Source organism: Pseudoalteromonas shioyasakiensis (genome assembly GCF_024518675.1).
Taxonomy (GTDB): Bacteria; Pseudomonadota; Gammaproteobacteria; order Enterobacterales; family Alteromonadaceae; genus Pseudoalteromonas; species Pseudoalteromonas shioyasakiensis_B.
In genome coordinates this window covers 52,942-77,421 of sequence record NZ_JANIGL010000004.1, presented here as the reverse complement: position 1 = coordinate 77,421, position 24,480 = coordinate 52,942, and the positions used below count along the sequence as shown (strand labels likewise).

The following is a 24,480-nucleotide window of genomic DNA, read 5'->3' as shown; positions in this document are numbered from 1 at the left end:
TAAGAAAAGCAAATGGCGCTCTCGGCAGGAATCGAACCTGCAACTTAGCTTCCGGAGAGCCACGTGATATCCATTTCACCACGAGAGCACATTTGTTGCCGCCACACCGACTCGCGATATCGATGCTTTAGCACGGGCAATAATAAAGACATCTTCACCTAAATGCTAGCATCTGTTGCTTATATGCTCATTTATTACACTAAAAATAATAATTTACTTCACAACTGGGCAAAAAACAGCTATTAAATAATACTGAACAAAAATTAATAACCATTTTGCAACATATCGCAGGTACTAACGCCTTTCTTTTTCATAATGGTTAAACACGGGGAAGTAGATTTATGAGTTTGATGTCAACCGAGCAAGTGGCAGAATTTTTAGGGGTAAAAGTGGAGCGAGTTAAACGCCTAGCAAGAGAAAGTTTACTCATTGCTAAAGGTGAAGATGCCAATGGCGAGCCTCAATTTGATGCAGAAGAAGTGGCTAAGTACAAAGAGCTGGCAGCACGATTTGGTGGCCTCTAACTAAACTTAGGTTACTCTTTAAGCTGGGCTATTTGATTAGATAATCCAGCTGCTTGCATAACATTACTACCTTATCAGTAATCCCACGCTCGTGGTACCAGCATACACAAAGCACTAAAAACACCACTTGATAATGCTCAAGCTTCTCAAGCGAAGGATTAAATAAATGTACCTTGGGTAAACAATTTTGATAAGTGCGAAGTAGTTGCTTTTTTTGCTCAGTAGTTAATACAAAACTGACGGCCAATGCCGCTAAGTCAAAGTATATATCGTTGCTTTTCGCGTATTCAAAATCAATTAAATACATGCCCGTTGAGTTAGCAATAATATTCTCTTTCACTAAGTCGTTATGACAAAAACCAGGATCCCTTGGTTGATTGGAAATATAGCATAGTGATGATGCTACAGCCTGCTTATAAGTTTGGTAAAGCGCTGTTTCACGGTAATAATCTAGCTCGTATTTAATATCCATTGGCGGTGTTGTTACAGCATGTTGATGTAACTTAACCAACTTACTGATGAGTTCTGAGCAGTAATGTCCTTGCGCAATATCACCATCAATATAATTAAAAATAGCGCGCTGATTATTTTTATCGAGCCAAATTGGTGTTGGGCATATTTGTTGAGCAGCTAGCTGAGTTTGCGCGGCTAGCCCAACTGACGGCCAATGATCTCGGTAGCATTTTAATAAATAAGCGTGTTGCTCAGTATGCACTAAAAAGTTGTCATTACTTAAGCCGCTGTACAAACGTTCGCTACTAAGAATTTCAAGCTGAGGATTAAAAGCGCTAAAAATAGCGCTTATTTTATCAAAGGTCATGCTGGGCTTATAACTGTGCTAACGGCTTAGCTTGGTCTTGCTCGTACTCTTCGTACCAGGTTTTAAAGCCCCACGCTGCCATAATAGTGTAAAACACAAATAGGGCGAGTGTTGGGTAATAGCCCTTTTCGTAATATAAATACATAGATGCAGCATCAATGACTATCCAATATAACCAATTCTCCAGCACTTTTTTTGCGACTAAATAGGTTGTCACCACGGCAAAACAGGTCGTAAAACTATCTAAATAAGCAAAGTCTGCGTGTGTGTAATTCGTCATAATGTAACCGAGTATCACAGCAACAACTGAAGTCGCCCCAATAATGGCTAAGTGTTGATTAAAACGCCATGAGGTAATTGCCAACTCATGTTTATTCGTGCCGCCTTTACGCCATACTAGCCAGCCATAAACAGCCATATACATATAATAAAAGTGCAGTAATGACTCCATTAATAAGGCGCCATTCCAATACATAATGGTATAAATTAACGTACTAAAAAACGCCGCAGGCCAACACCATAGGTTTTCTTTGATGGCTAATAATAGGTAAGCCATCGACAACGCCACCGCGATATATTCCCAGTGTGACATGGCAGTAAAGCCTGCAAGAGTTTGATTTATAAAATCCATTATTGGCTCGCTAAGAGATTAAACATTATTCAGGAGAAAGATCGCCTGATAGAAATTTACACACAAAAATCGCTTTACCAAACTCTTCATACGAGCGCTTTATTTCAGTGTTCAGCACCGACATAACTAAATCGTAATCGCCAAATATCTGAGTTGATAAGGTATTAGTGATCACTTTTAAGTCATCATAGCTATTTAAACGGTCAATAAACCCTTTTATAAACGGAATATAATCTTGGTGCAGTGGGTATTTACTGATCTCTACAGATAATTTCATTATTTATTGTTCCCATCACTGAAAATAGTTCTGTTATTGTAACTCGGCGCTGCTCACAAGTCATTCAAAGGTAGAGAGGATGACAAAGAAGGTGTAAAATCAGGGTAATTTAGTTTTCCTTTTGAGCATCCCATGGCACGACGCATTACCTACACCTATAAAAATCAACCTCGTGAAATTAACTTTGCTAAAGATAAATACCCTGATATGTATCAAGCAATCGCCGCGGCTGAAGGCATAGATTTAACCAGTTACTTAAACATGGTGAAACAAATCGAAATGACCTCAAAAGGCTCTGCGGCAGTTCGTAACTTTCGCGATCAAGAGTTTGCGCGAATGGGCTTTGCAGATGTGTACTTTATTAAAGAGTGAGCTTAATCGAGGTACTCGTAGCTCACTCGTGGGGTAATATTGCAAAGTAATTCATAAGGGATAGTCGTTGCACATTGTGCTATCTCTTCAACAGGTAATTCTGGTCCCCACATTACAACCTCGTCACCCACTTTGATATTATCGCTGTTATTACCTATGTCTACGCTAATCATATCCATAGATACATTCCCGGCAATGCCATAGCGTTTATCGCCAATTACCACTGGAGTACCATGTTTTGCATGGCGTGGGTAACCATCACCATAACCCATTGCAACCACTGCAAGCTTAGTTGGTTTTTCACTTTGCCAACGCCCGCCATAGCCTACACATTGCTGCGCACCTACATCACGAATTGCTATAACTCGAGTAGTTAAGCGCATCACCGGTTTTAAGCCGTGATCCTCACCTATTGCCCCTAACATCGGTGATACACCATACATCATCAAGCCTGGGCGCACCCAATCGCCATGCCCATCAGGCCAAGCAATGATACCCGCAGAATTTGCTAAACAATGAGCTTGTTGTTTACCTGCAACTAAGGTGTCAAATAAGGCAATTTGTTTAGTCGTTTTGCTATCATTAATATCATCAGCACATGAAAAATGAGTCATTAAGTTAATGGTATTTTTGGCGTTGGCGGTGGTACTCAAACGCTGATAAAAATCATCTAACTGCTCTGGTGCAATTCCCAGCCTATGCATGCCAGTATTTATTTTTAACCAGCAACTAATTGGCGCATCAAGCTGAGCATGTTCAAGTGCTACAAGCTGGTTTTCATCATGAATAATCGTTTGAAAATTATTAGCTAATAAAATAGGTAAATCATCTGGATGAAACACCCCTTCTAACAAAACAATGGGCTTTGTAAGGCCACCAGCGCGTAGTGCTAATGCTTCATCAATTCTTGCCACTGCAAAGGCATCTGCATTATTTAAATGCTGTGCGATTTTCACTAAGCCATGGCCATAGGCGTTGGCTTTTAAAACCGCCATTACTTTGCTGTTAGGCGCAAAACGCTTCACTTGCGCAAGGTTATGCGCAAGGTTAGTTAAGTTAATTTGAGCGACAGCTAAACGCATTAGTACTCATCATCAACTGCGGGGCCCGCATAGTTATCAAAACGCGAAAATTGCCCTTGGAAGGTTAAGCGTACTTTACCGATCGGGCCGTTACGTTGTTTACCGATAATAATTTCAGCGATGCCTTTTTCTGTGCTGTCTTCGTTGTACACTTCGTCACGATATATAAACATGATCAAATCGGCATCCTGCTCGATTGAGCCTGATTCACGTAAGTCAGAGTTAATTGGGCGTTTATCAGCACGTTGCTCTAGAGTACGGTTAAGCTGCGATAACGCGATTACAGGGCATTGTAGCTCTTTAGCAAGGGCTTTTAGTGAGCGAGAAATTTCAGCAATCTCTAAAGTACGGTTATCCGATAAGCTAGGTACTCGCATCAACTGCAAGTAATCGACCATGATCATACTAATACCACCGTGATCACGGGCAATACGACGCGCTCTGGAGCGAACATCGGTTGGCGTTAGGCCTGATGCATCATCAACATACATTTTGCCTTTTTCCATTAATAAACCCATGGTTGACGATAGCCGAGCCCAATCTTCATCATCAAGTTGGCCTGTACGTACTTTGGTTTGATTAATACGCCCAAGGGATGCCAACATCCTCATCATAATTTGTTCTGAGGGCATCTCTAATGAGTAAATAAGCACCGGCTTATCTTGTGTCATCGCAGCGTGTTCGGCTAAGTTCATCGCAAACGTTGTTTTACCCATCGATGGACGTGCTGCCACGATAATCAAATCAGATGGCTGCATACCGGCGGTCATCTTATCTAGATCGGCATACCCGGTACTCACGCCTGTTACACCATCTTGTGGTGATTGATAAAGCTCTTCGATTTTATCAACGGTTTTTTCAAGTATGTTATGAATGCTTTGCGGACCTTCGGTACTTTTAGTACGTTGCTCGGCAATTTTAAAGACTTTGCTTTCAGCAAAATCGAGCAAGTCATGGCTTGTTCGCCCTTCCGGGTTAAATCCCGCTTCGGCAATTTCGTTGGCAACGCCAATCATTTCACGAACAACAGCACGTTCGCGCACGATATTGGCATAGGCATCAATATTTGCGGCACTTGGTGTATTTTTAGCAATTTCGGCTAGATAAGCAAAACCACCAATATTACTCAGTGCATTCTTTTTTTCTAAGCTTTCAGAAATCGTGATCAAATCGATAGGATCGCCTATTTCTGCCAGCTCAACCATGGCTTCAAAAATAAGCTTATGAGTTCGCGTATAAAAGTCTTGCGAAACGACTAATTCGGCAACACGGTCAAATGCTTGATTATCAAGCATTAAGCCACCTAAAACAGATTGTTCTGCTTCAATGGAATGGGGAGGAACTTTAAGGGTGTCGACTTGTTTATCTGGTTTAGCCATAACTTCGCAATACTAACAGTGAATAGACCTATTCTATCGACTTGCTGAGGTTGTGAAAATAGCTAAGCAAGATTTCTTTTCTTGCTTAGCATCGTTTCAAGTTGATAACCTAGATTATGAGGTTAACAACAGCTACTTTTGCTTTTTCAGTTCTATGCGCCCACTTATGGTATCCATTTCTATATCTGCATTGCCACCATTTATACTGAATTCAAGCTCGCTGGCTGGGCCATACTTTGCTTTATTCACTTTATCTGCACTTAATTGATTAATAATTTTGCCATTGGCGTGTGCTTCTATTTCAAACTCTGCTGATACATCCGCAGGAAAATAAAACTCAGCATCACCACTGACTGACTCAAAGCGCACATCAGCATTATCAAGTAAACGATTTATATGTACCTCAGCTTCACCATTTACTGTATTGATACGTAAGCGTTTAATGGCATCAAAAGCAAAGTCGATATCGCCATTTACATTCTCTAAGCGCACATCTTGCGCCTGTGTTTTCGATTTTATATCGCCATTGACCGCGGTAAATCTAAGCGTACCTTTGGAATCTTTGTCGTTAATTTCCCCATTGACCGTTTCATAGCGAATATCCCCACTTAAACCAACCGCATCCACATCACCATTCACGGTTTCTACACTAATATCCCCACTAATGGCCGATAGCGTGATATCACCATTAACAACATCAATATCGCTTCCCATGCTTAAATTACTGGCAATAACATTCACGTTCACGCCTGACAACTCAAGCTCACTGGTTTTAGGCATAAAAATGGTTAAGTTTGAGCCGTCATTTCGACTCCAACCTGACGATGTTGTTCGTGGCATTTTTACAATAAACTCAATACGGTCACCTTCTATTTCAAGACGATAGCCTTGTGCTTTATCATCAAGCTCACCACTAATTTTAAGCTCAGCTTTATCCCAACCTTCAACACGCACATCACCGCGTTGATTATCAATAAAAATACGCTTATTAACTGGAACATTAATCGTCTCATCTATTTTTTCACCTGCAACTGCCATCAGTGGCAATAAACCTAATGCAATAACGAATGCCTTCATACTTGTAACTCCTAAATTGATTGCCACTTAGGTGCGTGCACCTTATTAATTAAATCTAATTGCTGTTGATAAACTTGCGCTAACATACTTAATAGTGCTGAATTATTTGGCTCATTCTCAAGCGCCTGCTTTATAGCACTCTCGGCCTGTTCCAACTCACGAAGTTGTTGTTGCCAGTTATCAGTAACCGCCGGACTATCTTGGTATTGCACTAATAAGCTTTGTTTTTGTTTAGTAAAAAAGTCACTCATCGCAACGACACTATTGTTTTGCGGTGTTTTTACCAAGAGCTGTACAGTTAAAAGCGCTGCAACTGTACAGGCAGCAATAGCGGCTAACTTGTTCCAACCACTATTTTTAGCTTTTATCTCATTCTTTGGTTTAGCAATTGCTCTTTCAATGCCCGGCCACAAGTCTTTTTCTGGCGTAAGTTCAGACTCTGTTTCGTTTAATGACAGGGTTAGAAACTGCTCAAAATTTTGTTTACTCATTTTCGTACCACTCTTTTAATAACTGCCTTGCACGGTGATATTGCGACTTACTGGATCCCACAGCCATATCTAACATGGATGCAATTTCTTCATGGCGGTAACCCTCGATAGCATGAAGTACAAACACCATTCTAGCGCGTTCAGGTAAGCGCAAAACCAGCTTGTCTAAGCCGTTTAAACCTTGGCAATCTGCCGCACTTTGTTCATCCATGCCACTTTGTTCAAAGCTCACGACTTTTTGCAGCCAGTTTTTATGCTTACGTAAATAACTTATGGCTATATTACTGGTTACGCTATGCAACCAAGTTGAAAACTGTGACTGCCCTTCAAAGCTGGCAATCTTATGCCATAACTGCACAAACACTTCTTGTGTCGCATCTTCAGCATGCTCTTTATCAGCGAGCAATCGTAAACACAAGGCATACACCCGTTTTACATGTAAGCTATATAGCTGAGCATACGCCTGCTGATCACCACTTTTTACTTGTGTAATAAGCGCATCTTCGCAGTTTGACGTAAAAGCCTCTTTTGCATCTATCAACATCGCTGATGTTGTCCCTTTATCGTTGTTATTCTTAATTTAGTGTATATCTAAGCAATTAAAAAATACGTTTTTTCTGTATTTTCCGTTTCTTGAATAGTTAGACGTGTGTAAGTGCTAAAAAGGTTTAAATGGAATGAAATTATTTTGAATAGCGGCGCACTGAGAAGCTAGCCGCTATTTAAGGAAGGTTAAATTACGGGTTCAGCTGGCTCTGCTGTCGATTTTTCTGGGGCTTTATAAGCCCAGCCAAGGAAAACCAATTTAGCCGATGCGGCACCACTGCCACCATTACTAACATTTGATAAATTTAAATCATGGTGAATACCACCTCGCCCAGAGGCTGTCACTGTTTTACCTCTAATAGAACCACTAAAATCACCATTAGCAACAACACTCACGTCAGTTTTAGGTGCATAGATGGCAGCATATAAATCAGAGTCTGCACTTATATCTACACCATCAGCCCCAACAAAGCCTGAGTAAATACTGAAAACAGGCTTACCAGTCTCAGTTAGGCCATGCTTCATGCTTATCGCTCCCTCAGCTGCATTCATAATTACTTTCCCTGCAATATAAAGAGTGAGACTGCTGCCTACAGCTATATCAATAAATGAATCACCAGTCATGGTAAAGTCACCATTAACAATTAAAGTAACATCACCACCCGTCACCTTTAAGATGCCATTATTTAGAGTAAAACTACCCGACTTTAAGACTTTTTGGTTACTTTGTTCGTTAATTGTGGCTATTTGATAGTTTAATGTTGCAGGCGGCTCACCCAACCAGCTTTCCCAAACGTAGGTACCTGGGTTCTCTATTTTAGATTGAGCTATTTCAGGTGTTAGCTCGTAAATGACTCGAGTATCAGGCTGGCCAACGACTAAGGTAGTCGTACTATGCTTAACGACAATATCTTCGGCCGTTGAATCGATTAAATCGTTTACCACATTTTCAATGTCAATAGAGTCACATTGTACTTTACTCGCTTCAAAGTTATCAGGATCTTGAAATGGGACTAACTCAACATTAGGCGATTCGTTAAATTTTTCATCAGAATATGGAATACCATCCTGCTCTAAATGTGTAGCTAACCCAGCAGGCGCTTTTAATGTGTTGCCGTACATAACATCTAATCCATCATTATTTTTATTAACGAGGACTGTACTTGCACTATTATTTGGAAAAACTAAATCGTTATTGGCACGAACAACACCGAGTATTTTCCCTTGCTTCCATATTACATCCCCCCCCGATAAAACGTCGCCGCCGACAGCTGTATCTAAAGGAAAGCCTTCGGGTAAAAGTGGATCTGTTGATACCGTAAAATTAGAGTCAATTTCAATACTATTGTTTGCTTTTAAACTACCAACAATCGGAGATGAGCCTGAAAAGATAATGCTACCAGTAGCATGGACACTCCCCCAAATTGTTGAAGCTCCAGATAATGTTACATCTCTATCTTTATAGACAGTGCCAATCACTGCCGCAGCCTCTGCCTTATCGGGATCATAATCACCCAAACTAGAGTCATAGCTATCGATACGACCGCTAGCGCTCAGTGACACGCCTTCACAACCGACGATTGCATTGCTAAACAACTCACTCCCTTTACCTGGTTTAAATCCAAACCGCGCAACTAAATTACTTTTTGCATCGCCACTATAACGCTCACCAAGACTGGCAATTTCAAGCTCTCCTGCAGCATTTTTAGTTATGCTGGCATTATAGGTGGCATCATCTCCAATTAAGCCGGCACCAGTAGCAGTGCCTGTAGCAGCAATTAAGCCATCAACATCTAAGCTAGAATCTGCATTTAAGGCTTGCTGCAATAATTTAGCTTCTGCAAATACGCCTTTTTCAGCAAGCAAACGGCTATTTATTTTTTTTTGAAAATTACCGGTTAGTCGCTCTTGTACTAGGTTATCGCGCAATGAGTTAAGCACAACGACACTCGCCATGCTGGTTAAAATCAAAACTGTTATGAGTGTAAAACCTTGCTGTTTATTATCCATTAAACACCACTATATGACTTTTCAAGAATGACATTGGATGCTGCAATATCAATACGGATAGCATTACCAAATTGATTGGGTAGTTGCTCTGGTTTCACGTTAATTGTGACAACCTCGTTATTAATACTAAAACTTAACGACTCTACGCCTGTCAGTAAGCGTTCTGCAGCTAACGCTCCTTGTGTACAGGTTAAGTTATTACTATCTAAACTGTAGACTTCATTTACATCAACGGCAGTAACTGTGCCGTTACATGTAATAACTCCCGCAGGCTGACTAATGGTAATCGTTAAGCCATCCGCACTCACAATTGGACTTGTAGGCGTTTGCTTTATACTTCGGGTAAAAACTTTACTGGTATAGCGGATAACTTCTTGCGCTCTTTCGAGCTCTTTCCCCACTAAAATAGTCCCTTTAATCGCTGAGTAAGCCAGGCTTACGCCCCCGAGTAAAAAAGCGCCCGCCGCCAACGCAACCATCAGCTCAACTAAGGTGTAGCCTTGCACGTGCAAAAAGCGTGACTGCATCAGCTACATCCTGCTGATAAATCAGGGTAACTAGCATTGAGAGTTATTTGATTTTCTAATGCTTGTGGATCTGTTTGTTTAATTCTCTCATCATGCCAGCTAACAGTGACTGCCATTTCAGTACTAAACTCTGTGGGTAACGTTAGCGAATAATCCACAGTTTGAGGCCCCAAACTTGATCTAAAGTTTACATCTTTAAATAAATCAGGGTTTGTCGTTTGCAGTTCACAAACGTGAGGCCAAATACGCTCTATGGTATTTTGCGCTTGCACTAAAGAGATGGTGTAATTAAAACTGTTGGTCGCATATTGCAACGACTTTAATTGCGCTGTAGCAAGGCCCAGTAGCGCAATTCCAGCAATGACTACAGACAACATCACTTCTAATAGTGAAAAACCATCTTGTTGCTTCATTATGCACAACCTACTGCTTTTTCGGCCAACCAGTTTTGACCACTTTTTAAAATACATAAGTAATAATCCGTGGTGTCATGATTATCATCTTTGATTAAAATAGTGCTTGCTGCTGATATCTCACCTGTTGACATAATAACGCGGTCAACTAAGGCTACACTGATACCTTGATGCTGAATTATAAACTCCCTTAACACAGTTTCTTGGCCATCAACCGGCGCTTTTACTTGCCAGTTGCTGGTGCTCACCTCAAGCTTCACATCAATGTCACGCTTTACAGCTTCACTACGAGCAAACCTATACACGCTATTGAGTTGATTTGCGGTAGTTACAACTCGGTCTTGCATTATTTGCTGACTAAACGAGGGAAAAGCTAACACCGCCATGATTGCAACAATACCCACCACAATCATTAACTCAACTAATGTAAACCCCTTTGCTCCTACCATTATCATTCCCAGCAATTAGCAGCGTCAGCTGATTGACTACCATTGTGCGTGATCACTAAACTGCCGCAGCGATCTCCCGCTTGCGCAGAGCCTTTCTTAGGAGTGGCTGTTAACGTGTATTGGCGACTACGAAAATCAGCAGCTGGAGCTGAGCCAGGAATACGATCTGAAGGTGCATAGGTAAACTTGTAAAACTCGGTGTCTTGCGCAGTACTAAAAGTATTAGGGTAGCCACCATTACGAGTATAAATACGCTCAAGTGTTGCACCATATTGCAGCATCTCTTGCTGTACATCAGCTCTTCTACTTCGCTCCATATGCTCGATATAAGATGGCAATGCAACGGTGTATAAAATACCTATTATAGCAATAACAATAAGTAGTTCTGTTAGGGTAAAACCAAATTGTTTTGTGTTTGTATTAATTATTTTTTTCACTACTTACTTCCTTTACACCATGCCCAGTGCACAAACAATATACAGTGACAACGCTGTCATTGTCAATTAAATGTAAATTTTCGACAACCCTATTTAGTATCTAACTATAAATCATTAAGTTATAATATTAATTCGGCATGGATTATACCTATAAAGGGAACTTCAGTCTACTACTTAAGATGGGGATTCAGAATTGATTTTAGATACAAAAAAGCCGCGCTAAAGAGCACGGCTTTTTGGGCTTAATTAAAAATTAAGCTTCAGCGATTACGATTACTTTAATAGTAGCCGTTACGTCTGAGTGTACTGCGATTGCTACGTCAAATTCGCCAGTCTCACGGATAGTACCTAGAGGTAAACGAACTTCTGATTTAGCAACTTCAACACCAACAGCTGAGATAGCGTCAGCGATGTCACGAGTACCGATTGAACCGAATAATTTGCCTTCGTCACCAGCTTTAGAAACTAGTGTAACTTCTGCTAATGCTTCAAGTTTATCAGCGCGTGCTTGTGCAGCAACAAGCTGTTCAGCGATTTTCGCTTCAAGCTCTGCACGACGTGCGTCAAAAGTTTCAATGTTAGCTTTAGTTGCAGGAACTGCCTTACCTTGCGGGAAAAGGAAGTTACGTGCGAAGCCAGATTTAACAACAACCTGGTCACCTAGGCCACCTAGGTTAGCGATCTTATCTAGTAGAATAACTTGCATGTTTCTACACCTTTTAAAAACTGTTAATCCGCTGCTTACTTATGTAAGTCAGTGTATGGAAGAAGGGCTAAGTAGCGAGCACGCTTGATAGCAGTTGCTAGCTGGCGCTGGTATTTAGCGCTTGTACCTGTGATACGGCTAGGTACGATTTTGCCACTTTCTGTAACATAGTTTCTAAGAGTAGCTAGATCTTTATAATCGATTTGTTGTACGCCTTCCGCTTTAAAGCGGCAGAACTTACGACGTCTGAAATAACGTGCCATGAGATAAATTCCTCAATTAATTCTTTCTATATGCTGAGCATGCAAAACCAATTGGCTAAGGCCGTTACGACCTTCGTGGCGATTTAAAAAACCACTCACTTGCAATGCCTGCCCAACGTGCAAATGTTGAGTCTGTTGTTGCATTTGCTTACCACTAGCAACCACTTGAAGCCTGACATAACTATTACGGTTAAGGTCTGCTTCAACTTGCATTGATTTATGTTCTACAACAAAAATACAATGCGGGATGCCTGCAGGGCTTTGGCTATATTTGGGCGTTTTACAAACGACTCCAGATAATGTTAGTTGATTCATATAAGGGTTAAGCTTTTGGCTCATCTTAATAACTCAACTGAACAAGCGCCATGCTTGGACTCAAAACAATTAAGCAGCTGGTGCTTCTTTCTTCTCTTCTCTTACAAGAGGAGACGCTTCAGTTACAGCGTTTTTAGTACGCATAACTAAGTTACGAAGCACTGCATCGTTGTAGCGGAAAGTAGTTTCTAGCTCGCTGATTACTTCAGTTGGTGCTTCAACGTTCATAAGAACATAATGAGCTTTATGAAGCTTGTTGATTGGGTAAGCCAGTTGACGACGGCCCCAGTCTTCAAGACGGTGGATAGTACCACCTGCTTCAGTGATAGAACCAGTATAACGTTCGATCATACCAGCAACTTGCTCACTCTGATCAGGGTGAACCATGAATACGATTTCGTAATGACGCATGGATATTCCTTACGGTTAATAGAGCCTTCTACCGTTTCAGCCAGTCGGTTTAAGGCAAGGAATTAATATTAAATAGGCCGAAATGAGCGCGCATTTTACGCTTAGTTGGATAATTAAGCAATAAATATTTTAAAGAGGGTCAGCTATCAGCTAGAAATTTTGCTCATATTAACTGACGTGTCAAGACGAGCTTGCCTTAAACTGACGGCTACAAGCTTACAGCTTTTTAGGCTTGCGTTGCGTTTCTCTGGCGCAGTACTTCAAACAAACAGATACCAGTTGCAACAGATACATTAAGGCTTGATACACTGCCAGCCATAGGGATTTTAACCAATACATCACAATGTTCGCGGGTTAAACGACGCATGCCTTCACCCTCAGCTCCCATTACAATGGCCATAGGCCCCGTTAAGTTTGCATCAAAAACATGGGTGTCTGTTTCACCAGCAGTACCCACGACCCACACACCTGCATCTTTGATTTCACGTAAAGTACGTGCAAGGTTAGTCACTTGAATAAGCGGGACAGTTTCGGCTGCGCCACACGCCACTTTTCGTGCTGTGCCGTTAAGCTTTGCTGATTTATCTTTTGGTACAATAATCGCGTGAACACCCGCGGCATCAGCGCTACGCAAGCAAGCACCTAAGTTATGCGGATCGGTAATACCGTCAAGCACCAATAAAAACGGGGTGTCTTCACGAGCTATGATCACATCAAGATCTTTCTCATTGTATGTCGGGGCCGCTTTTACATTGGCGATAATACCTTGATGCTGCTCATCTTTGGCTTTGTTATCAAGCGCTTTACGCTGCATAAACTGAACTGAAATACCAAATTTACGTGCTTCATTAATAATCGGGGTTAAGCGCTTATCATCACGTCCTTTGAGGGCGTATATTTCTAAAAAACGCTCAGGCTCTTTTGCTAAAATTGCTTCAACAGAGTGAAAGCCAAAAATTAATTCATTACTCACGTATTATTTACTCCTGAGCTGGTACGTTTACGGGCATTTTTGCCGGGTCTTTTTGGCTTTTTAACAGCCTTTTTCTTTGCTTTCTTTTTGGTTACGCCATCGGTTGTCGCTTTAGCTTTGCTGCTTGCAGGTTTCTTCTTACCTTTATTAGGGGTTTGTGAATCTGCTTTACTCTTAGTACGGGTTGATGACTTACCTTTACGCGGCTCTTTTTCATCGCTTTTTTTACCAGGAATTTTACCTGCTTTTAATTGCGAGCGAACGCTTGCCGGTGCATGACCCCCTTTTGCTGAACCACGACGGCGTGAATAACGGTCTTGTGCCACATCACCACTTAACGTTAAATTGATACGGCGCTCATCTAAGCTAACTGACGCCACCTGAACAGTCACTTTATCGCCTAAACGATAGACCTTGTGGGTTTGCTCACCAATCAAACAATGCTTAGCAGCATCATGTTGGAAATATTCACTGCCTAAATTGGTAACATGAATTAAACCATCAATTTGTAAATCATCTAAACGAATAAACAAACCAAAGTTGGTTACCGATGAAATAACGCCTTCAAACTCATCACCCACATGATCTTGCATGTATTCGCATTTAAGCCAATCAGCAACTTCACGAGTGGCATCATCTGCACGGCGCTCAGTAGTCGAACATTGCTCGCCTAGCTGATCAACTTCGTCATCGCTATATACATAATCACCGGAAGTGTGCATGCCCTGCGCTTTTAAAATACCTTTAATTGCACGGTGCACCACTAAATCAGGATAACGACGAATTGGCGAAGTAAAGTGAGCATATTCACCCAGCGCTAAACCAAAGTGACCGATGTTATCAGCTTGATACACAGCCTGCTTCATCGAGCGTAGTAACATGGTTTGAATAAGCTCAGCTTCTGGACGATCCCCTAGTTTAGCAAGTACATGGGTAATTTCTTTTGGCGTTGGTTCGTCACTAAGCGTTGACTCAATGCCAAGCTCAGACAAGAATTGCCTAAAGTTACCAAGCTTTTCGCCATCTGGTTCGTCATGCACACGATAAAGCGCACTGGCCTCGTGTTTTTCAAGCATTTTAGCCGCAGATACATTGGCTAAAATCATACATTCTTCGATCAGTTTATGCGCATCGTTACGTACCACGGGTACGATTGATTCAATTTTACGCTGGGCATTAAATACAAAGCGAGTTTCTAATGTTTCAAACTCAATCGCACCACGCTGTTGGCGCGCTGATTTAAGTGCCATGTACATTTGCTGTAAATCAGTTAAATGCGGAACCACGGCGGCATATTCTTCACGTAGCTTTTCATCACCTTGCAAAATGGCATTGGTTTTGGTGTAAGTTAAACGCGCATGCGAATTCATAACGGCTTCATAAAAACGATAGCCAGATAGCTTACCCGCTTCTGATACCATCATTTCAGCAACCATGCATAAGCGGTCTACTTTAGGGTTTAGCGAGCATAAACCGTTCGAAAGTACTTTAGGCAGCATCGGAATAACTTGCTCAGGAAAATACACTGAGTTACCGCGTTCAATCGCTTCTTTATTAAGTGGTGTGTTCATACCTACATAATGAGAGACATCCGCAATTGCGACCCATAAGCGCCAGCCACCCGACTTTTTACGCTCGCAATATACTGCGTCATCGAAATCACGGGCATCTTCACCATCAATTGTCACTAATGGTAAATCACGTAAATCTACGCGGTTTTGTTTATCCGCTTCGTCAACAAACTCACCTAAATGAGCCACTTGTTTTTCAACAGCTTCAGGCCATACGTGAGGAATATCGTGATTACGCAGAGCAACTTCAATTTCCATACCCGGCGCTAAATGCTCACCGAGTACATCAATAACTTTACCTACCGCATTCATATTGCGGCTTGGATTTTGAGTGATTTGTACTTGCACCATTTGATTATGGCGAGCACCTTTTTCTGTACCAGGTAAAATAATAATGTCTTGGGTGATACGTGGGTCTTCGGCCACCACAACCGCAATACCATGCTCAACAAAATAGCGGCCAACAATCGGTGCACGTTCATTGGTCAGCACTTTAATAATACGTGCATCACATTTACCGCCAGAGCCACGCTTAGTACCTTTCGCCAGTACAATGTCACCGTGCAGCACCATATTCATTTGATGCTTGGCAATAAACCAGTCTTTACTTTCGCCTTCAACTTCTAAAAAGCCAAACCCATCTCGGTGACCAATAACTTTACCTTTAGTCAGCCCTGCTTCGTCAATTAAGGCATAACATTTAAACTTATTAAAATATAATTGGCCATCGCGCTCCATAGCACGTAAACGGCGCTTGAAGGCAATTTGACGCTCGTCATCATTCACCGCCATTTCTTCACATAACTGCTGGAAATTAGCTGGTTTTGCACGGTCTTTTATATGAGTAAGTATAAACTCACGGCTTGGGACGGGGTTTTCGTACTTTTCTTGTTCTCGACTGAGATTAGGATCTTGGTTTGACATTCACTATCTTGTTAATTGGTTATGTTGTTATTTTAACCCATAACCGCACAATGAGACAGGCAAAAGCTATGAAACTTTTAAGAAAGCCAATTTAGTTACATTAAAGTAGCTAAAAAAGGCTACAACCAGCCTTTTTGCTTGGCTATTCGTGCCATATCGACTCGGTTACTGGCATCTAATTTGGCAATGGCTGCTGATAAATAATTACGCACAGTCCCTCACTTAAGAATAACCTTGTGGCAACTTCAACTGTTTTCAACCCCTCACTAGTTAGCCTCTGATCATCTCGTGTATTAACTAGCTCTTTTAAAGCAGGCTTAATGTAGTGTAAATTGTCGTTATCAACATACAAAAAGCTACAAAACTACATCTCCAACTTTAACGTAAAGTGCTAATCTTAATAATTAAAAAGGGATCAAATGCAGCCACAACAACAAAGCCTAATTTATTTACATACAGCTGTGCTGCTGTTTGGTGGCACTGCACTTTTTGCTAAGTTAATTAATCTTAATGCTTTAGATATTACCGTATACAGAGCTGCAATCGCGGCCATTGCTATTTTGATACTGTTATTGGCACAAAAAAAAGCGTTAAAACTAAACTCCGCTAAAGATTATGCTATTGCTGTTTTTTTAGGAATTACCGTAGGCATACACTGGGTTACCTATTTCGCAGGCATGCAAATGGCGGGAATTGCCGTGGGTATGATTGCATTTTTTACTTACCCTGTAATCACTGTATTTATAGAACCTTTTTTTCATGGCAATAAACCGAAACTAAAAGATTTATTAAGCGCTGCGGTCGTTATGCTAGGGATATATTTACTGATTCCTGCTGCAGATTTTGGCAACGATATCACCTTAGGCGTATTAACCGGCATTGTATCGGCGTTATTTTTCGCTTTTCGAAATATCATTCATAAGCGTTATTTTAGTCAATACGGCGGACCACAAACCATGTTTTATCAAACGGTAGTGGCAAGCTTATTGTTATGTGCTTTTATTGAAGTACCCGTGATGCAAGTATCGCATTATGATTTAGGACTATTAGTAGTGGCAGGTGTTATTTTTACAGCGACACCACATTCACTTTTTGCTGCGAGTTTACAGTATTTATCTGCCTCGACTGCGGGGCTAATATCCTGTTTACAACCACTGTATGGTACGTTTTTAGCTTTTATATTGTTACATGAACAACCTTCATTACTGACTTTAGTCGGTGGAACTTTAGTGATCAGTGCAGCGTTTTACGAAACCTGGTCAGTTACCCGGAAACACAGATGATGAAAATTTTTGCTCACCGCGGCGCAAGCGGTACTTACCCTGAAAATACACAAAGCGCAATCAAGGCCGCTGTTGAGATAGATGTAGACGGCATTGAAGTTGATGTACAAAGTTGCGTTGATGATTATATGATCATCCACGATACTTGGCTTGATCGCACTACCAACGGTCGTGGTAAAGTAAATAAATTAAACTGTGAACAAATTCAGCAGTTTGATGCAGGCAATGGAGAATTTGTCCCCACCCTAGCTCAACTTATCGATTGGGTAGACAATAAAACACTGATTAATTTAGAGCTCAAACATACTTTTTCTCTAGATAAGTTTGTTGCACACATTGAAGCAAGTGTTGCGGCCAATAAACTCTCCCGAGATAACCTTTTAGTGTCTTCCTTTGATCACCATCAACTCATGTGGCTTAAACAACAGTTACCATGGGTAAAAATAGGTGCGTTAACGGCTTCTATCCCTATTAATTACGCGGAATTTGCGCAACGACTACATGCATTTAGCATTCATATTGATAAAAACTTTATTAATCATGAGTTTGTCGCCGATGCTAAACAACGTGGTTTAGAGGTGTATGCGTACACGGTTGATAAGCAAGAGGATATAGAGCTCATGCTAGAGTACGGTGTAGATGGCATTTTTACCAACTACCCATGTAATACAAAAATGCTCTTAAGTTCACTCTAACGACTGCGTTACTCACCCTATATTCTTGAATTTAAATAAACTTGAACAATACTGAGTAAAGCACAATGCAACAGCCTAGCGGAATTTTAATGGGTGGGTATATGCGGATATATAATTTGATTGAACAGAGCCTATTTTTTACTTTAACCCGTAAAATTATTGGCAACCTTAGTTTTGTTTTTGCTTTTCAAGCAATTACTTTAATTTGGCTATATCAGAGCTTAACTGCACAAAATGCAGGTACTGGGGTATTTTGGTTTTTAGCCGCAATAATTATTATTGGCTTTATATTCACCCTTTTTTATATGCGCTTTTTAATCGTACGCCCCGTTCAAGCCATGCGCGATACGCTGACACAAATCAACCAACAAGATGCCAATTTAGTCGCCAAACTACCACAGTTTACGTTTGATGAATTTCGTGAAGTCAGTGAGCAATATAATCAGTTTACTGCGCATTTAAGCGAACTACTTGCAACCACTTATCAAAGTGCTCAAGCCAGCGCTAAAAGTAATAACGCCGTCACCCAGTCAATGCAACAAACAGCCGTGTTAAGCGAACAGCAAATAAATTACAGCCAAACAATCACCTCTGCCAGTAATCAAATAACCACCAGTTTACAAGGGATCGTGAGCAATACCGATAGTGTCCATGACGTCAATTCAGAACACTTGAATTTCGTTACTCATTCGGCAACTGAACTTACTGAACTGGTGGCACAAGTAAAATCGATTGGTCAGGTGCAGAGTAAATTTTCACACACTATCACTGGATTAAAACAAAATAGTGATAACATCCGCAGCATTTTAAAAATGGTTGAGGAGTTTTCAGATCAAACAAACTTATTAGCATTAAATGCAGCAATTGAAGCAGCTCGAGCTGGTGAGGCAGGCCGAGGTTTTGCCGTTGTTGCAGATGAAGTAAGAACCTTATCTGTAAAAGTAAGCGATGCTACGCGTCAAATCAGTGATTTTATAAATCAAATGGACACGCTTGTTAGCCAAACTAATAAAGAGTCAGAGCAGTTAATGAGTTATTCTAATCATGCTGAAGAGACGATAAGTAAAACCTCTGATGGCTTTACTCAGCGACTTATTGAGTTTGAACAAAACCAACAACAGCTACAGCAAATAGTCAGTGCCGTTCACCTACTAGAACAAACTCAAAATCAAACACATCAAACTGTTGAGCAAATCGTTGAACTCGGCTCACAAGCAAAATCACAAATCGATAATGCAGTGACAGACTGCCAACAGTCACAGCAATTAAGTGAACAAACTCAACAGCAGTTAAAGCGTTTTGTAAACTAACGTGATTTTAAACGACTGATATGATAAATTGCGCCGCTATTTTCGACATTAATGTACTGCTGTGACTAGCTCAACTCCTAACTACAAACAATTAGCTCTGGATATAAAAAAGTGGGGCCTCGAGCTAGGCTTTAGTGAAGTTGGTATCACGGATATCGACCTAACAAAACACGAAGCCCAACTTCAGCGCTGGCTTGATTTGGGCTACCACGGCGATATGGAGTATATGGCTGCACACGGCATGAAACGTGCGCGACCAGCAGAGCTTGTGCCAGGAACCCAGCGGGTTATTTCATTAAAAATGAATTACTTACCACCCGATGCAAGCTTTGCAAAAAACCTCAAAGACACAGATAAAGCCTATATTAGCCGCTACGCCCTTGGCCGTGATTATCATAAGCTGATGCGTAACCGCATCAAAAAACTCGGACAAAAAATAGAGCAGCATATTGGTCAATTTGGCTTTCGCCCATTTGTTGATTCTGCCCCGGTCATGGAGCGCCAACTGGCTGAGCAAGCAGGTCTCGGCTGGCGCGGAAAACATAGTCTATTAATTAATAAAGAAGCTGGCTCTTGGTTTTTCCTTGGTGAACTATTTGTAGATATTCCACTGCCAATAGATAAGCCAAACGAATTTGAAGGTTGCGGGAAATGCGTTGCGTGTCTCACACTTTGCCCTACTGGGGCAATTGTTGAGCCTTACGTGGTTGATGCACGTAAATGTATCTCTTACTTAACCATAGAGCTACAAGGCCCAATTCCAAAGGAGTATAGATCTTTATTAGGTAACCGTATCTATGGCTGCGATGATTGTCAGTTAGTTTGCCCGTGGAATCGATATGGGCAAATCACCGATGAAGCTGACTTTCATCCGCGTAAACAACTCAAAGATAAAGATCTACTCGCGTTATTTTCTTGGGATGAGGCGACATTTTTAAAAAATACCGAAGGCAGTCCAATACGGCGTATAGGCCACCAGCGCTGGCAACGTAATTTAGCCGTCGGCTTAGGTAACGCCCAATTTCAACAAACGATCATTGATGCCCTAACCGATGCACGTGAACATGCAACTGAGCTAGTAAAAGAACATATTGATTGGGCGCTTGAGCAACAGCAAAACAAAAAAGCCCAGCAACTTCGAAAAACGGCTAGGCTCATTCGCATAGTCGAAAAAGGCCTCCCTCGTGATGCTTAGCTATTTATTAACTAGCAGAGATAAGTCTTTTTCTATTTCTTTAAATGCCGCTTTTACACCCTTTACGGACTCTTCACGAGCCACTGAGTTTTGAATTGTTTGATCTACCTTTTGATAAATAAAAACTTCTTGATCTTCATCTAACCCCATACTTGGGATCCGCTCTTCTAGCTCTTCTTGTAAACGTTTAAAAACCGCTTCGTTATTTATTCTATTTTTATCAAGTAAATCAATTAACCCCTGAAACTTTTTATGTAACATTGCCACTACATCAGAAAATTTAGCTTGTTGTAGCTCTAACTGTTGCCGCGTCAATATTGCTCGTAACTGTTGCTCTGTCACACTAACCAAAAAGCAAACGTGATCACGAATACGACCATGCTTATCTGGATCATGATCTGGCATATTTAAAATCAGCATACTAATTAATTCATAGTTAACTAAAATACGGTGAGAAAACTCATGCAAGCGCCCTTTATTTTTGAGCATGTCAAAGAGCTCTATAACAATTGGCGAGCAACTCCCTGTTAAGGCAAAGTGCTGAGGAGGCTCAGGATCTAATCTAAATTCTATGTTACTTTGTAAATCAAAGCTCTGTAAACAGTTAACCAAGGCTTGACCTAAATCTTTTATATTATCGATTAAAGCAATACTCTCAATATAGTTAACTATCTGCCCCATTTCACTGCTGTTAGCCATTGCATTAAAAGCTGTGGAGGTTGCATCTTCAACTTGTTGTTCTAAATTTTCTTTTTCAAGCAATACATCATTCAAATGCACTAATTTAGCTTTTAATTCATCTTGGCTAAATGGTTTGACGATATAATCTTCGGCTCCAACTGCATAGCCTTCCATGCGCTCCTCAACCGTTCCTCTTGCAGATACAAACATAACAATGGTATTAGCAGTATTCGGGTTTGCCTTTAAGTGCTTACACACTTCATAACCATTCATTTTAGGCATACTGACATCGAGTAAAATTACTTGTGGGGCAAACTCTTCAACCATACTTAAACACTCAGGTCCGCCATTCGCGACTTGTAGTTCAAACGGTAGATCCTCTAAGATCTCTTCAATTATTTCAAGGTTAAAAGGTTCATCATCCACAGCTAAAATTCGCGTTAGGGGCATAAGACTGTCATCCAATTTATACATATATTAATAGTTTAGTCGCAATAAACATGCTTACCAGTGATACTAAGTAATTTATTTTTTAACTTCTCAATTTACCGCTGTTTTTATCGGTAATCGAACCTTAATGGTTGTACCACCCAAATCATTGTTATGAGCGGTAATCTCCCCTTTATGCAAAAGCACAAACTCTCTACATAAAGCCAAGCCTAAGCCTGTACCACCAGAACCATTATTGGTTTTACTACTTTGCACAAATTTAGAAAAAACGTGCTCTAGTTCATCTTCTGGAATACCCATTCCACTATCTATTACTTCTATTATCACGTATTCATCAGCGCTAACTAACGTTAGTGTGATACGACTCAGTGGACAGCTGAACTTAAGTGCATTCCCTAATATATTACGTAATAGCTGGTTAATTTGCTCTTCATCACAATAGGTAATCATGGGTGATTTTGGCGGCATATAGATAATTTCAATTTCTTTTTCCATCGCCGTTCCTGCAACATCCTCGATTGCAGTTTTGATAATATTGCTCAGATTGTGTGCTTGAGGATTAAACGGAAACTTTCCAACATCTAATTTAGACAGATCAAGTAAATTATTTAATAACGATAGTAAACGTTCACCACTGGATTCAATTCTGGTTAAGTATTTGAGTAATTTATCAGTAGAAAAATCACCTTTACTAAGCTTGTCTAAACCAAACCGAGCAAAACTTAATATTGAGTGCATAGGCGTTCTTAATTCATGCGACATATTCGCTAAAAACTCTGATTTACTATGATTAGCAGCTTCGGCTAAATCTTTAGCTTGTTCTAGTTGGCAGGTTCTCGCACGCACTTGTTCTTCAAGCATGTCTTTAGCTTCTAATAAAAGCTCTTCTTTTTGTTTTAAATGAGTAACATTTTTAAAAATAACAGCCAAGGCAATTTCACCATGATGGTCAATCTCATTAAATGAGCCCACTAAGGGAATACCAGATCCATCTTTCTGAGGTAAGTATAGGTCGCAGCTAAACTGACGATTTTGATTAAGAGTGGTTATTTTTTCTTTGATCTGAGTAATAGAGGGACCATCTAATAATTCGAACACCGATCGGCCCTGAAAATCTTTTGGCGCCAATGAAAATAAACGCGAACAGGCATCATTAGCTTCAATTATTTTACCACTGCGTTCAAATAACATAATTGCATCAGGAGTATGTTTATAAATGACCCGTAATAAACTATCTTTTTCAATTAACGCATCAACTGTATCTTGCAGTCGCTCAACAAGCTCTGTGTTATGGCGCTTTAATAATTCTGTTTGCCATAATTTATGGAGCGACTGTAATAATACATTTTCATCAAGGGGTTTAACTAAAACATCTTCAACACCTTGGCGAATCGCTTCAATCATAGAGACTTGATTAGGTTTAGAAGTAAAAAGCAAGCACCGGCATTGAGGCTGCGACCGTTTTATTTTTGCAAACACCTCAAGACCTGAGCCATCAGGTAAACTAAAGTCACAGAGCAATAAGTCAAACTGCTGTTTATTTGCCTGTTCTAATGCTTCATTAAAAGAAGTCGCAGACAGGGTGGGAATATGAGCGCCTAACAGGCTTTTTTCTAGCTTTTCGAGTCGCTCTGGCACATGATCCACTAACAGCACAGTAGGGAGTTGTAAAATAAAGTCTGAGCCAAGTTCCAATATGCTTTCAAGTAAGGAGCTTATTTCTTTATTTACAAAAAATGGGTAGATAACAACAGCATTGGGAATGAGCTTATTAAGCGCACTAAAAGCCGCTAACTGCTCATTATTATCAGCTTTTGGAGCCAATAATAAAAAGTTATCCTTACTTACTTGAGCAATTAGAAGTTGGGCTATATCTAACGGGGTTCCATGAGCTATCGCAATTAAATCGTAGCTCTCATAAGACTCTTCTTCATGCAACATTGAAAAATGAGTTAAATCAACTTCGCAGCCTATTAGCTCAAGCAACGCTTTGACTCGCATTGCTAATACACTGCTGCTATCGACAATTAAAATTTTTCGCACACCTTACCCACGCTTTTAAAGTGACCTTTGCAAAGCGTAGTATAAATTTTGAAATTAGCACACGTGCGAGGCTTTTAATCTAAGTGCTTACCTAATATAGTTAAACTATATAAATTACCATCCATAATAGCGACATTGGGCAACTTACCCCACGTCTCAAAATCAAACTTCTCAAACAATTTGATGCTAGGTAGGTTATGACTAAATATAAATGCTAATAACACTTTTATATTCAGTCTCTTTGCCTGCTGTTGAGCAAATAATAAAAGCGCTTTTCCCAATCCCTGCCCTTGTGCCTGCGACGTTATATAAATGCTAATTTCAACCGTACCATCATAAGCGGGACGGCCATAAAAAGACTTATAACTGAGCCAAGCAAGCACTTTCCCATCTTGCTCGTAAACATAGATAGGCCGTTTTTCGGTATGACTTTCAAACCAAGCTTGTTTGTCGGCGACACTTACAGGTTGAGTATCTGCAGTTACCATGCGCCCTGCTATGGTTTCATTATAAATAGCCACTATGGCAGGTAAGTCATTTTTATTGGCTAATCGAGTAATCATAAAATATTAACAGTTGTTGATCAGTAAATTGCATAGTAACGTATCAATAAAATTGACACTAC

General features: G+C 40.5%; 28 protein-coding genes, 1 tRNA gene and 1 pseudogene. 6 read left to right on the top strand and 24 right to left on the bottom strand.

Going from position 1 to position 24,480, the window contains the following annotated elements; genetic code table 11:
- Positions 1–13 precede the first annotated feature (13 nt).
- Positions 14–88 (bottom strand) — tRNA-Arg (locus NQT69_RS13145).
- A gap of 253 nt (positions 89–341) precedes the next feature.
- Between NQT69_RS13145 and NQT69_RS13140 the strand changes: the two genes are divergently transcribed.
- Positions 342–524: a helix-turn-helix domain-containing protein gene (locus NQT69_RS13140; protein ID WP_256828135.1), complete on the top strand. Its 183-nt coding sequence runs from the start codon at positions 342–344 to the stop codon at positions 522–524.
- Between the two features lie 28 nt (positions 525–552).
- On the opposite strand, the gene NQT69_RS13135 is transcribed toward NQT69_RS13140, so the two are convergent.
- The 3 genes from NQT69_RS13135 to NQT69_RS13125 are packed head-to-tail and all read right to left on the bottom strand — an operon-like array spanning position 553 to position 2,252.
- Entirely contained in the window at positions 553–1,344 is a 792-nt protein-coding gene (locus NQT69_RS13135) for a phosphotransferase (protein ID WP_256828134.1), read from the bottom strand.
- A gap of 7 nt (positions 1,345–1,351) precedes the next feature.
- Positions 1,352–1,975, bottom strand: a complete 624-nt coding sequence (gene pnuC / locus NQT69_RS13130) for a nicotinamide riboside transporter PnuC (RefSeq protein WP_256828133.1) — start codon at positions 1,973–1,975, stop codon at positions 1,352–1,354.
- A gap of 25 nt (positions 1,976–2,000) precedes the next feature.
- On the bottom strand, positions 2,001–2,252 hold the full coding sequence (locus tag NQT69_RS13125) for a hypothetical protein (RefSeq protein WP_256828132.1): 252 nt from the start codon (positions 2,250–2,252) through the stop codon (positions 2,001–2,003).
- A gap of 132 nt (positions 2,253–2,384) precedes the next feature.
- On the opposite strand from NQT69_RS13125, the gene NQT69_RS13120 reads away from it, so the two are divergent.
- On the top strand, positions 2,385–2,624 hold the full coding sequence (locus tag NQT69_RS13120; RefSeq protein WP_256828131.1) for a DUF2960 domain-containing protein: 240 nt from the start codon (positions 2,385–2,387) through the stop codon (positions 2,622–2,624).
- Positions 2,625–2,626: 2 nt separating this feature from the next.
- Here the strand turns inward: NQT69_RS13120 and alr are convergent, their stop codons facing one another.
- The 17 genes and pseudogenes from alr to NQT69_RS13035 form a co-directional block, all read right to left on the bottom strand.
- Positions 2,627–3,706: an alanine racemase gene (alr, locus tag NQT69_RS13115; RefSeq protein ID WP_256828130.1), complete on the bottom strand. Its 1,080-nt coding sequence runs from the start codon at positions 3,704–3,706 to the stop codon at positions 2,627–2,629.
- On the bottom strand, positions 3,706–5,085 hold the full coding sequence (gene dnaB, locus NQT69_RS13110; RefSeq protein WP_256828129.1) for a replicative DNA helicase: 1,380 nt from the start codon (positions 5,083–5,085) through the stop codon (positions 3,706–3,708). Before dnaB ends, alr begins: the two co-directional genes overlap by 1 nt.
- A gap of 132 nt (positions 5,086–5,217) precedes the next feature.
- The gene (locus NQT69_RS13105) at positions 5,218–6,162 is read right to left on the bottom strand and encodes a DUF4097 family beta strand repeat-containing protein (protein WP_256828128.1); all 945 of its coding nucleotides are present in this window, start codon (positions 6,160–6,162) and stop codon (positions 5,218–5,220) included.
- Positions 6,163–6,173: 11 nt separating this feature from the next.
- Positions 6,174–6,653 (bottom strand): hypothetical protein, encoded by a 480-nt coding sequence (locus NQT69_RS13100; RefSeq protein WP_256828127.1) that lies wholly within the window; start codon positions 6,651–6,653, stop codon positions 6,174–6,176.
- Entirely contained in the window at positions 6,646–7,197 is a 552-nt protein-coding gene (locus NQT69_RS13095; protein WP_256828126.1) for an RNA polymerase sigma factor, read from the bottom strand. Before NQT69_RS13095 ends, NQT69_RS13100 begins: the two co-directional genes overlap by 8 nt.
- A 188-nt stretch (positions 7,198–7,385) precedes the next feature.
- Positions 7,386–9,209, bottom strand: coding sequence for a pilus assembly PilX family protein (locus tag NQT69_RS13090; RefSeq protein WP_256828125.1), 1,824 nt, complete (start codon positions 9,207–9,209; stop codon positions 7,386–7,388).
- Complete coding sequence (locus NQT69_RS13085; RefSeq protein WP_256828124.1) at positions 9,209–9,736, bottom strand: PilW family protein; 528 nt, start codon at positions 9,734–9,736, stop codon at positions 9,209–9,211. Before NQT69_RS13085 ends, NQT69_RS13090 begins: the two co-directional genes overlap by 1 nt.
- Complete coding sequence (locus NQT69_RS13080) at positions 9,736–10,149, bottom strand: type IV pilus modification PilV family protein (protein WP_256828123.1); 414 nt, start codon at positions 10,147–10,149, stop codon at positions 9,736–9,738. The genes NQT69_RS13085 and NQT69_RS13080 overlap by 1 nt, the downstream gene beginning before the upstream one ends.
- Positions 10,149–10,598: a GspH/FimT family pseudopilin gene (locus NQT69_RS13075; RefSeq protein ID WP_256828122.1), complete on the bottom strand. Its 450-nt coding sequence runs from the start codon at positions 10,596–10,598 to the stop codon at positions 10,149–10,151. The genes NQT69_RS13080 and NQT69_RS13075 overlap by 1 nt, the downstream gene beginning before the upstream one ends.
- 2 nt (positions 10,599–10,600) lie before the next feature.
- Entirely contained in the window at positions 10,601–11,035 is a 435-nt protein-coding gene (locus tag NQT69_RS13070; protein WP_372823203.1) for a type IV pilin protein, read from the bottom strand.
- A 253-nt stretch (positions 11,036–11,288) separates the two neighbouring features.
- Positions 11,289–11,741, bottom strand: a complete 453-nt coding sequence (gene rplI / locus NQT69_RS13065) for a 50S ribosomal protein L9 (protein WP_087531154.1) — start codon at positions 11,739–11,741, stop codon at positions 11,289–11,291.
- Between the two features lie 35 nt (positions 11,742–11,776).
- Positions 11,777–12,004, bottom strand: a complete 228-nt coding sequence (rpsR, locus tag NQT69_RS13060; protein ID WP_002962753.1) for a 30S ribosomal protein S18 — start codon at positions 12,002–12,004, stop codon at positions 11,777–11,779.
- A 12-nt stretch (positions 12,005–12,016) separates the two neighbouring features.
- Positions 12,017–12,319 carry a primosomal replication protein N gene (gene priB, locus NQT69_RS13055; protein ID WP_256828314.1) on the bottom strand — a complete coding sequence of 101 codons (303 nt, stop codon included), beginning with the start codon at positions 12,317–12,319 and terminating at the stop codon, positions 12,017–12,019.
- Positions 12,320–12,388: 69 nt separating this feature from the next.
- A complete protein-coding gene (gene rpsF / locus NQT69_RS13050) occupies positions 12,389–12,730 on the bottom strand; it encodes a 30S ribosomal protein S6 (protein WP_036980061.1) in 342 nt (113 codons plus the stop codon).
- A gap of 226 nt (positions 12,731–12,956) precedes the next feature.
- On the bottom strand, positions 12,957–13,703 hold the full coding sequence (gene rlmB, locus NQT69_RS13045; protein ID WP_087531074.1) for a 23S rRNA (guanosine(2251)-2'-O)-methyltransferase RlmB: 747 nt from the start codon (positions 13,701–13,703) through the stop codon (positions 12,957–12,959).
- Entirely contained in the window at positions 13,700–16,198 is a 2,499-nt protein-coding gene (gene rnr / locus NQT69_RS13040) for a ribonuclease R (protein WP_256828121.1), read from the bottom strand. Before rnr ends, rlmB begins: the two co-directional genes overlap by 4 nt.
- A gap of 119 nt (positions 16,199–16,317) precedes the next feature.
- Positions 16,318–16,475: pseudogene (locus NQT69_RS13035) on the bottom strand (response regulator transcription factor); the annotation flags it as partial.
- A gap of 142 nt (positions 16,476–16,617) precedes the next feature.
- Between NQT69_RS13035 and NQT69_RS13030 the strand changes: the two are divergent.
- The 4 genes from NQT69_RS13030 (at position 16,618) to queG (ending at position 20,681) form a co-directional block, all read left to right on the top strand.
- Positions 16,618–17,481 (top strand): DMT family transporter, encoded by an 864-nt coding sequence (locus NQT69_RS13030; protein ID WP_256828120.1) that lies wholly within the window; start codon positions 16,618–16,620, stop codon positions 17,479–17,481.
- On the top strand, positions 17,481–18,176 hold the full coding sequence (locus NQT69_RS13025) for a glycerophosphodiester phosphodiesterase (protein ID WP_256828313.1): 696 nt from the start codon (positions 17,481–17,483) through the stop codon (positions 18,174–18,176). The genes NQT69_RS13030 and NQT69_RS13025 overlap by 1 nt, the downstream gene beginning before the upstream one ends.
- A gap of 89 nt (positions 18,177–18,265) precedes the next feature.
- Positions 18,266–19,486, top strand: coding sequence for a methyl-accepting chemotaxis protein (locus NQT69_RS13020; RefSeq protein ID WP_256828312.1), 1,221 nt, complete (start codon positions 18,266–18,268; stop codon positions 19,484–19,486).
- A gap of 61 nt (positions 19,487–19,547) precedes the next feature.
- The gene (gene queG / locus NQT69_RS13015) at positions 19,548–20,681 is read left to right on the top strand and encodes a tRNA epoxyqueuosine(34) reductase QueG (protein ID WP_256828119.1); all 1,134 of its coding nucleotides are present in this window, start codon (positions 19,548–19,550) and stop codon (positions 20,679–20,681) included.
- Here the strand turns inward: queG and NQT69_RS13010 are convergent, their stop codons facing one another.
- The 3 genes from NQT69_RS13010 to NQT69_RS13000 form a co-directional block, all read right to left on the bottom strand.
- On the bottom strand, positions 20,682–21,812 hold the full coding sequence (locus NQT69_RS13010) for a response regulator (protein WP_256828118.1): 1,131 nt from the start codon (positions 21,810–21,812) through the stop codon (positions 20,682–20,684).
- A gap of 90 nt (positions 21,813–21,902) precedes the next feature.
- Positions 21,903–23,813 carry a sensor histidine kinase gene (locus NQT69_RS13005; RefSeq protein WP_256828311.1) on the bottom strand — a complete coding sequence of 637 codons (1,911 nt, stop codon included), beginning with the start codon at positions 23,811–23,813 and terminating at the stop codon, positions 21,903–21,905.
- A 116-nt stretch (positions 23,814–23,929) separates the two neighbouring features.
- Positions 23,930–24,418, bottom strand: a complete 489-nt coding sequence (locus tag NQT69_RS13000) for a GNAT family N-acetyltransferase (RefSeq protein ID WP_256828117.1) — start codon at positions 24,416–24,418, stop codon at positions 23,930–23,932.
- Between the last annotated feature and the right edge of the window lie 62 nt (positions 24,419–24,480).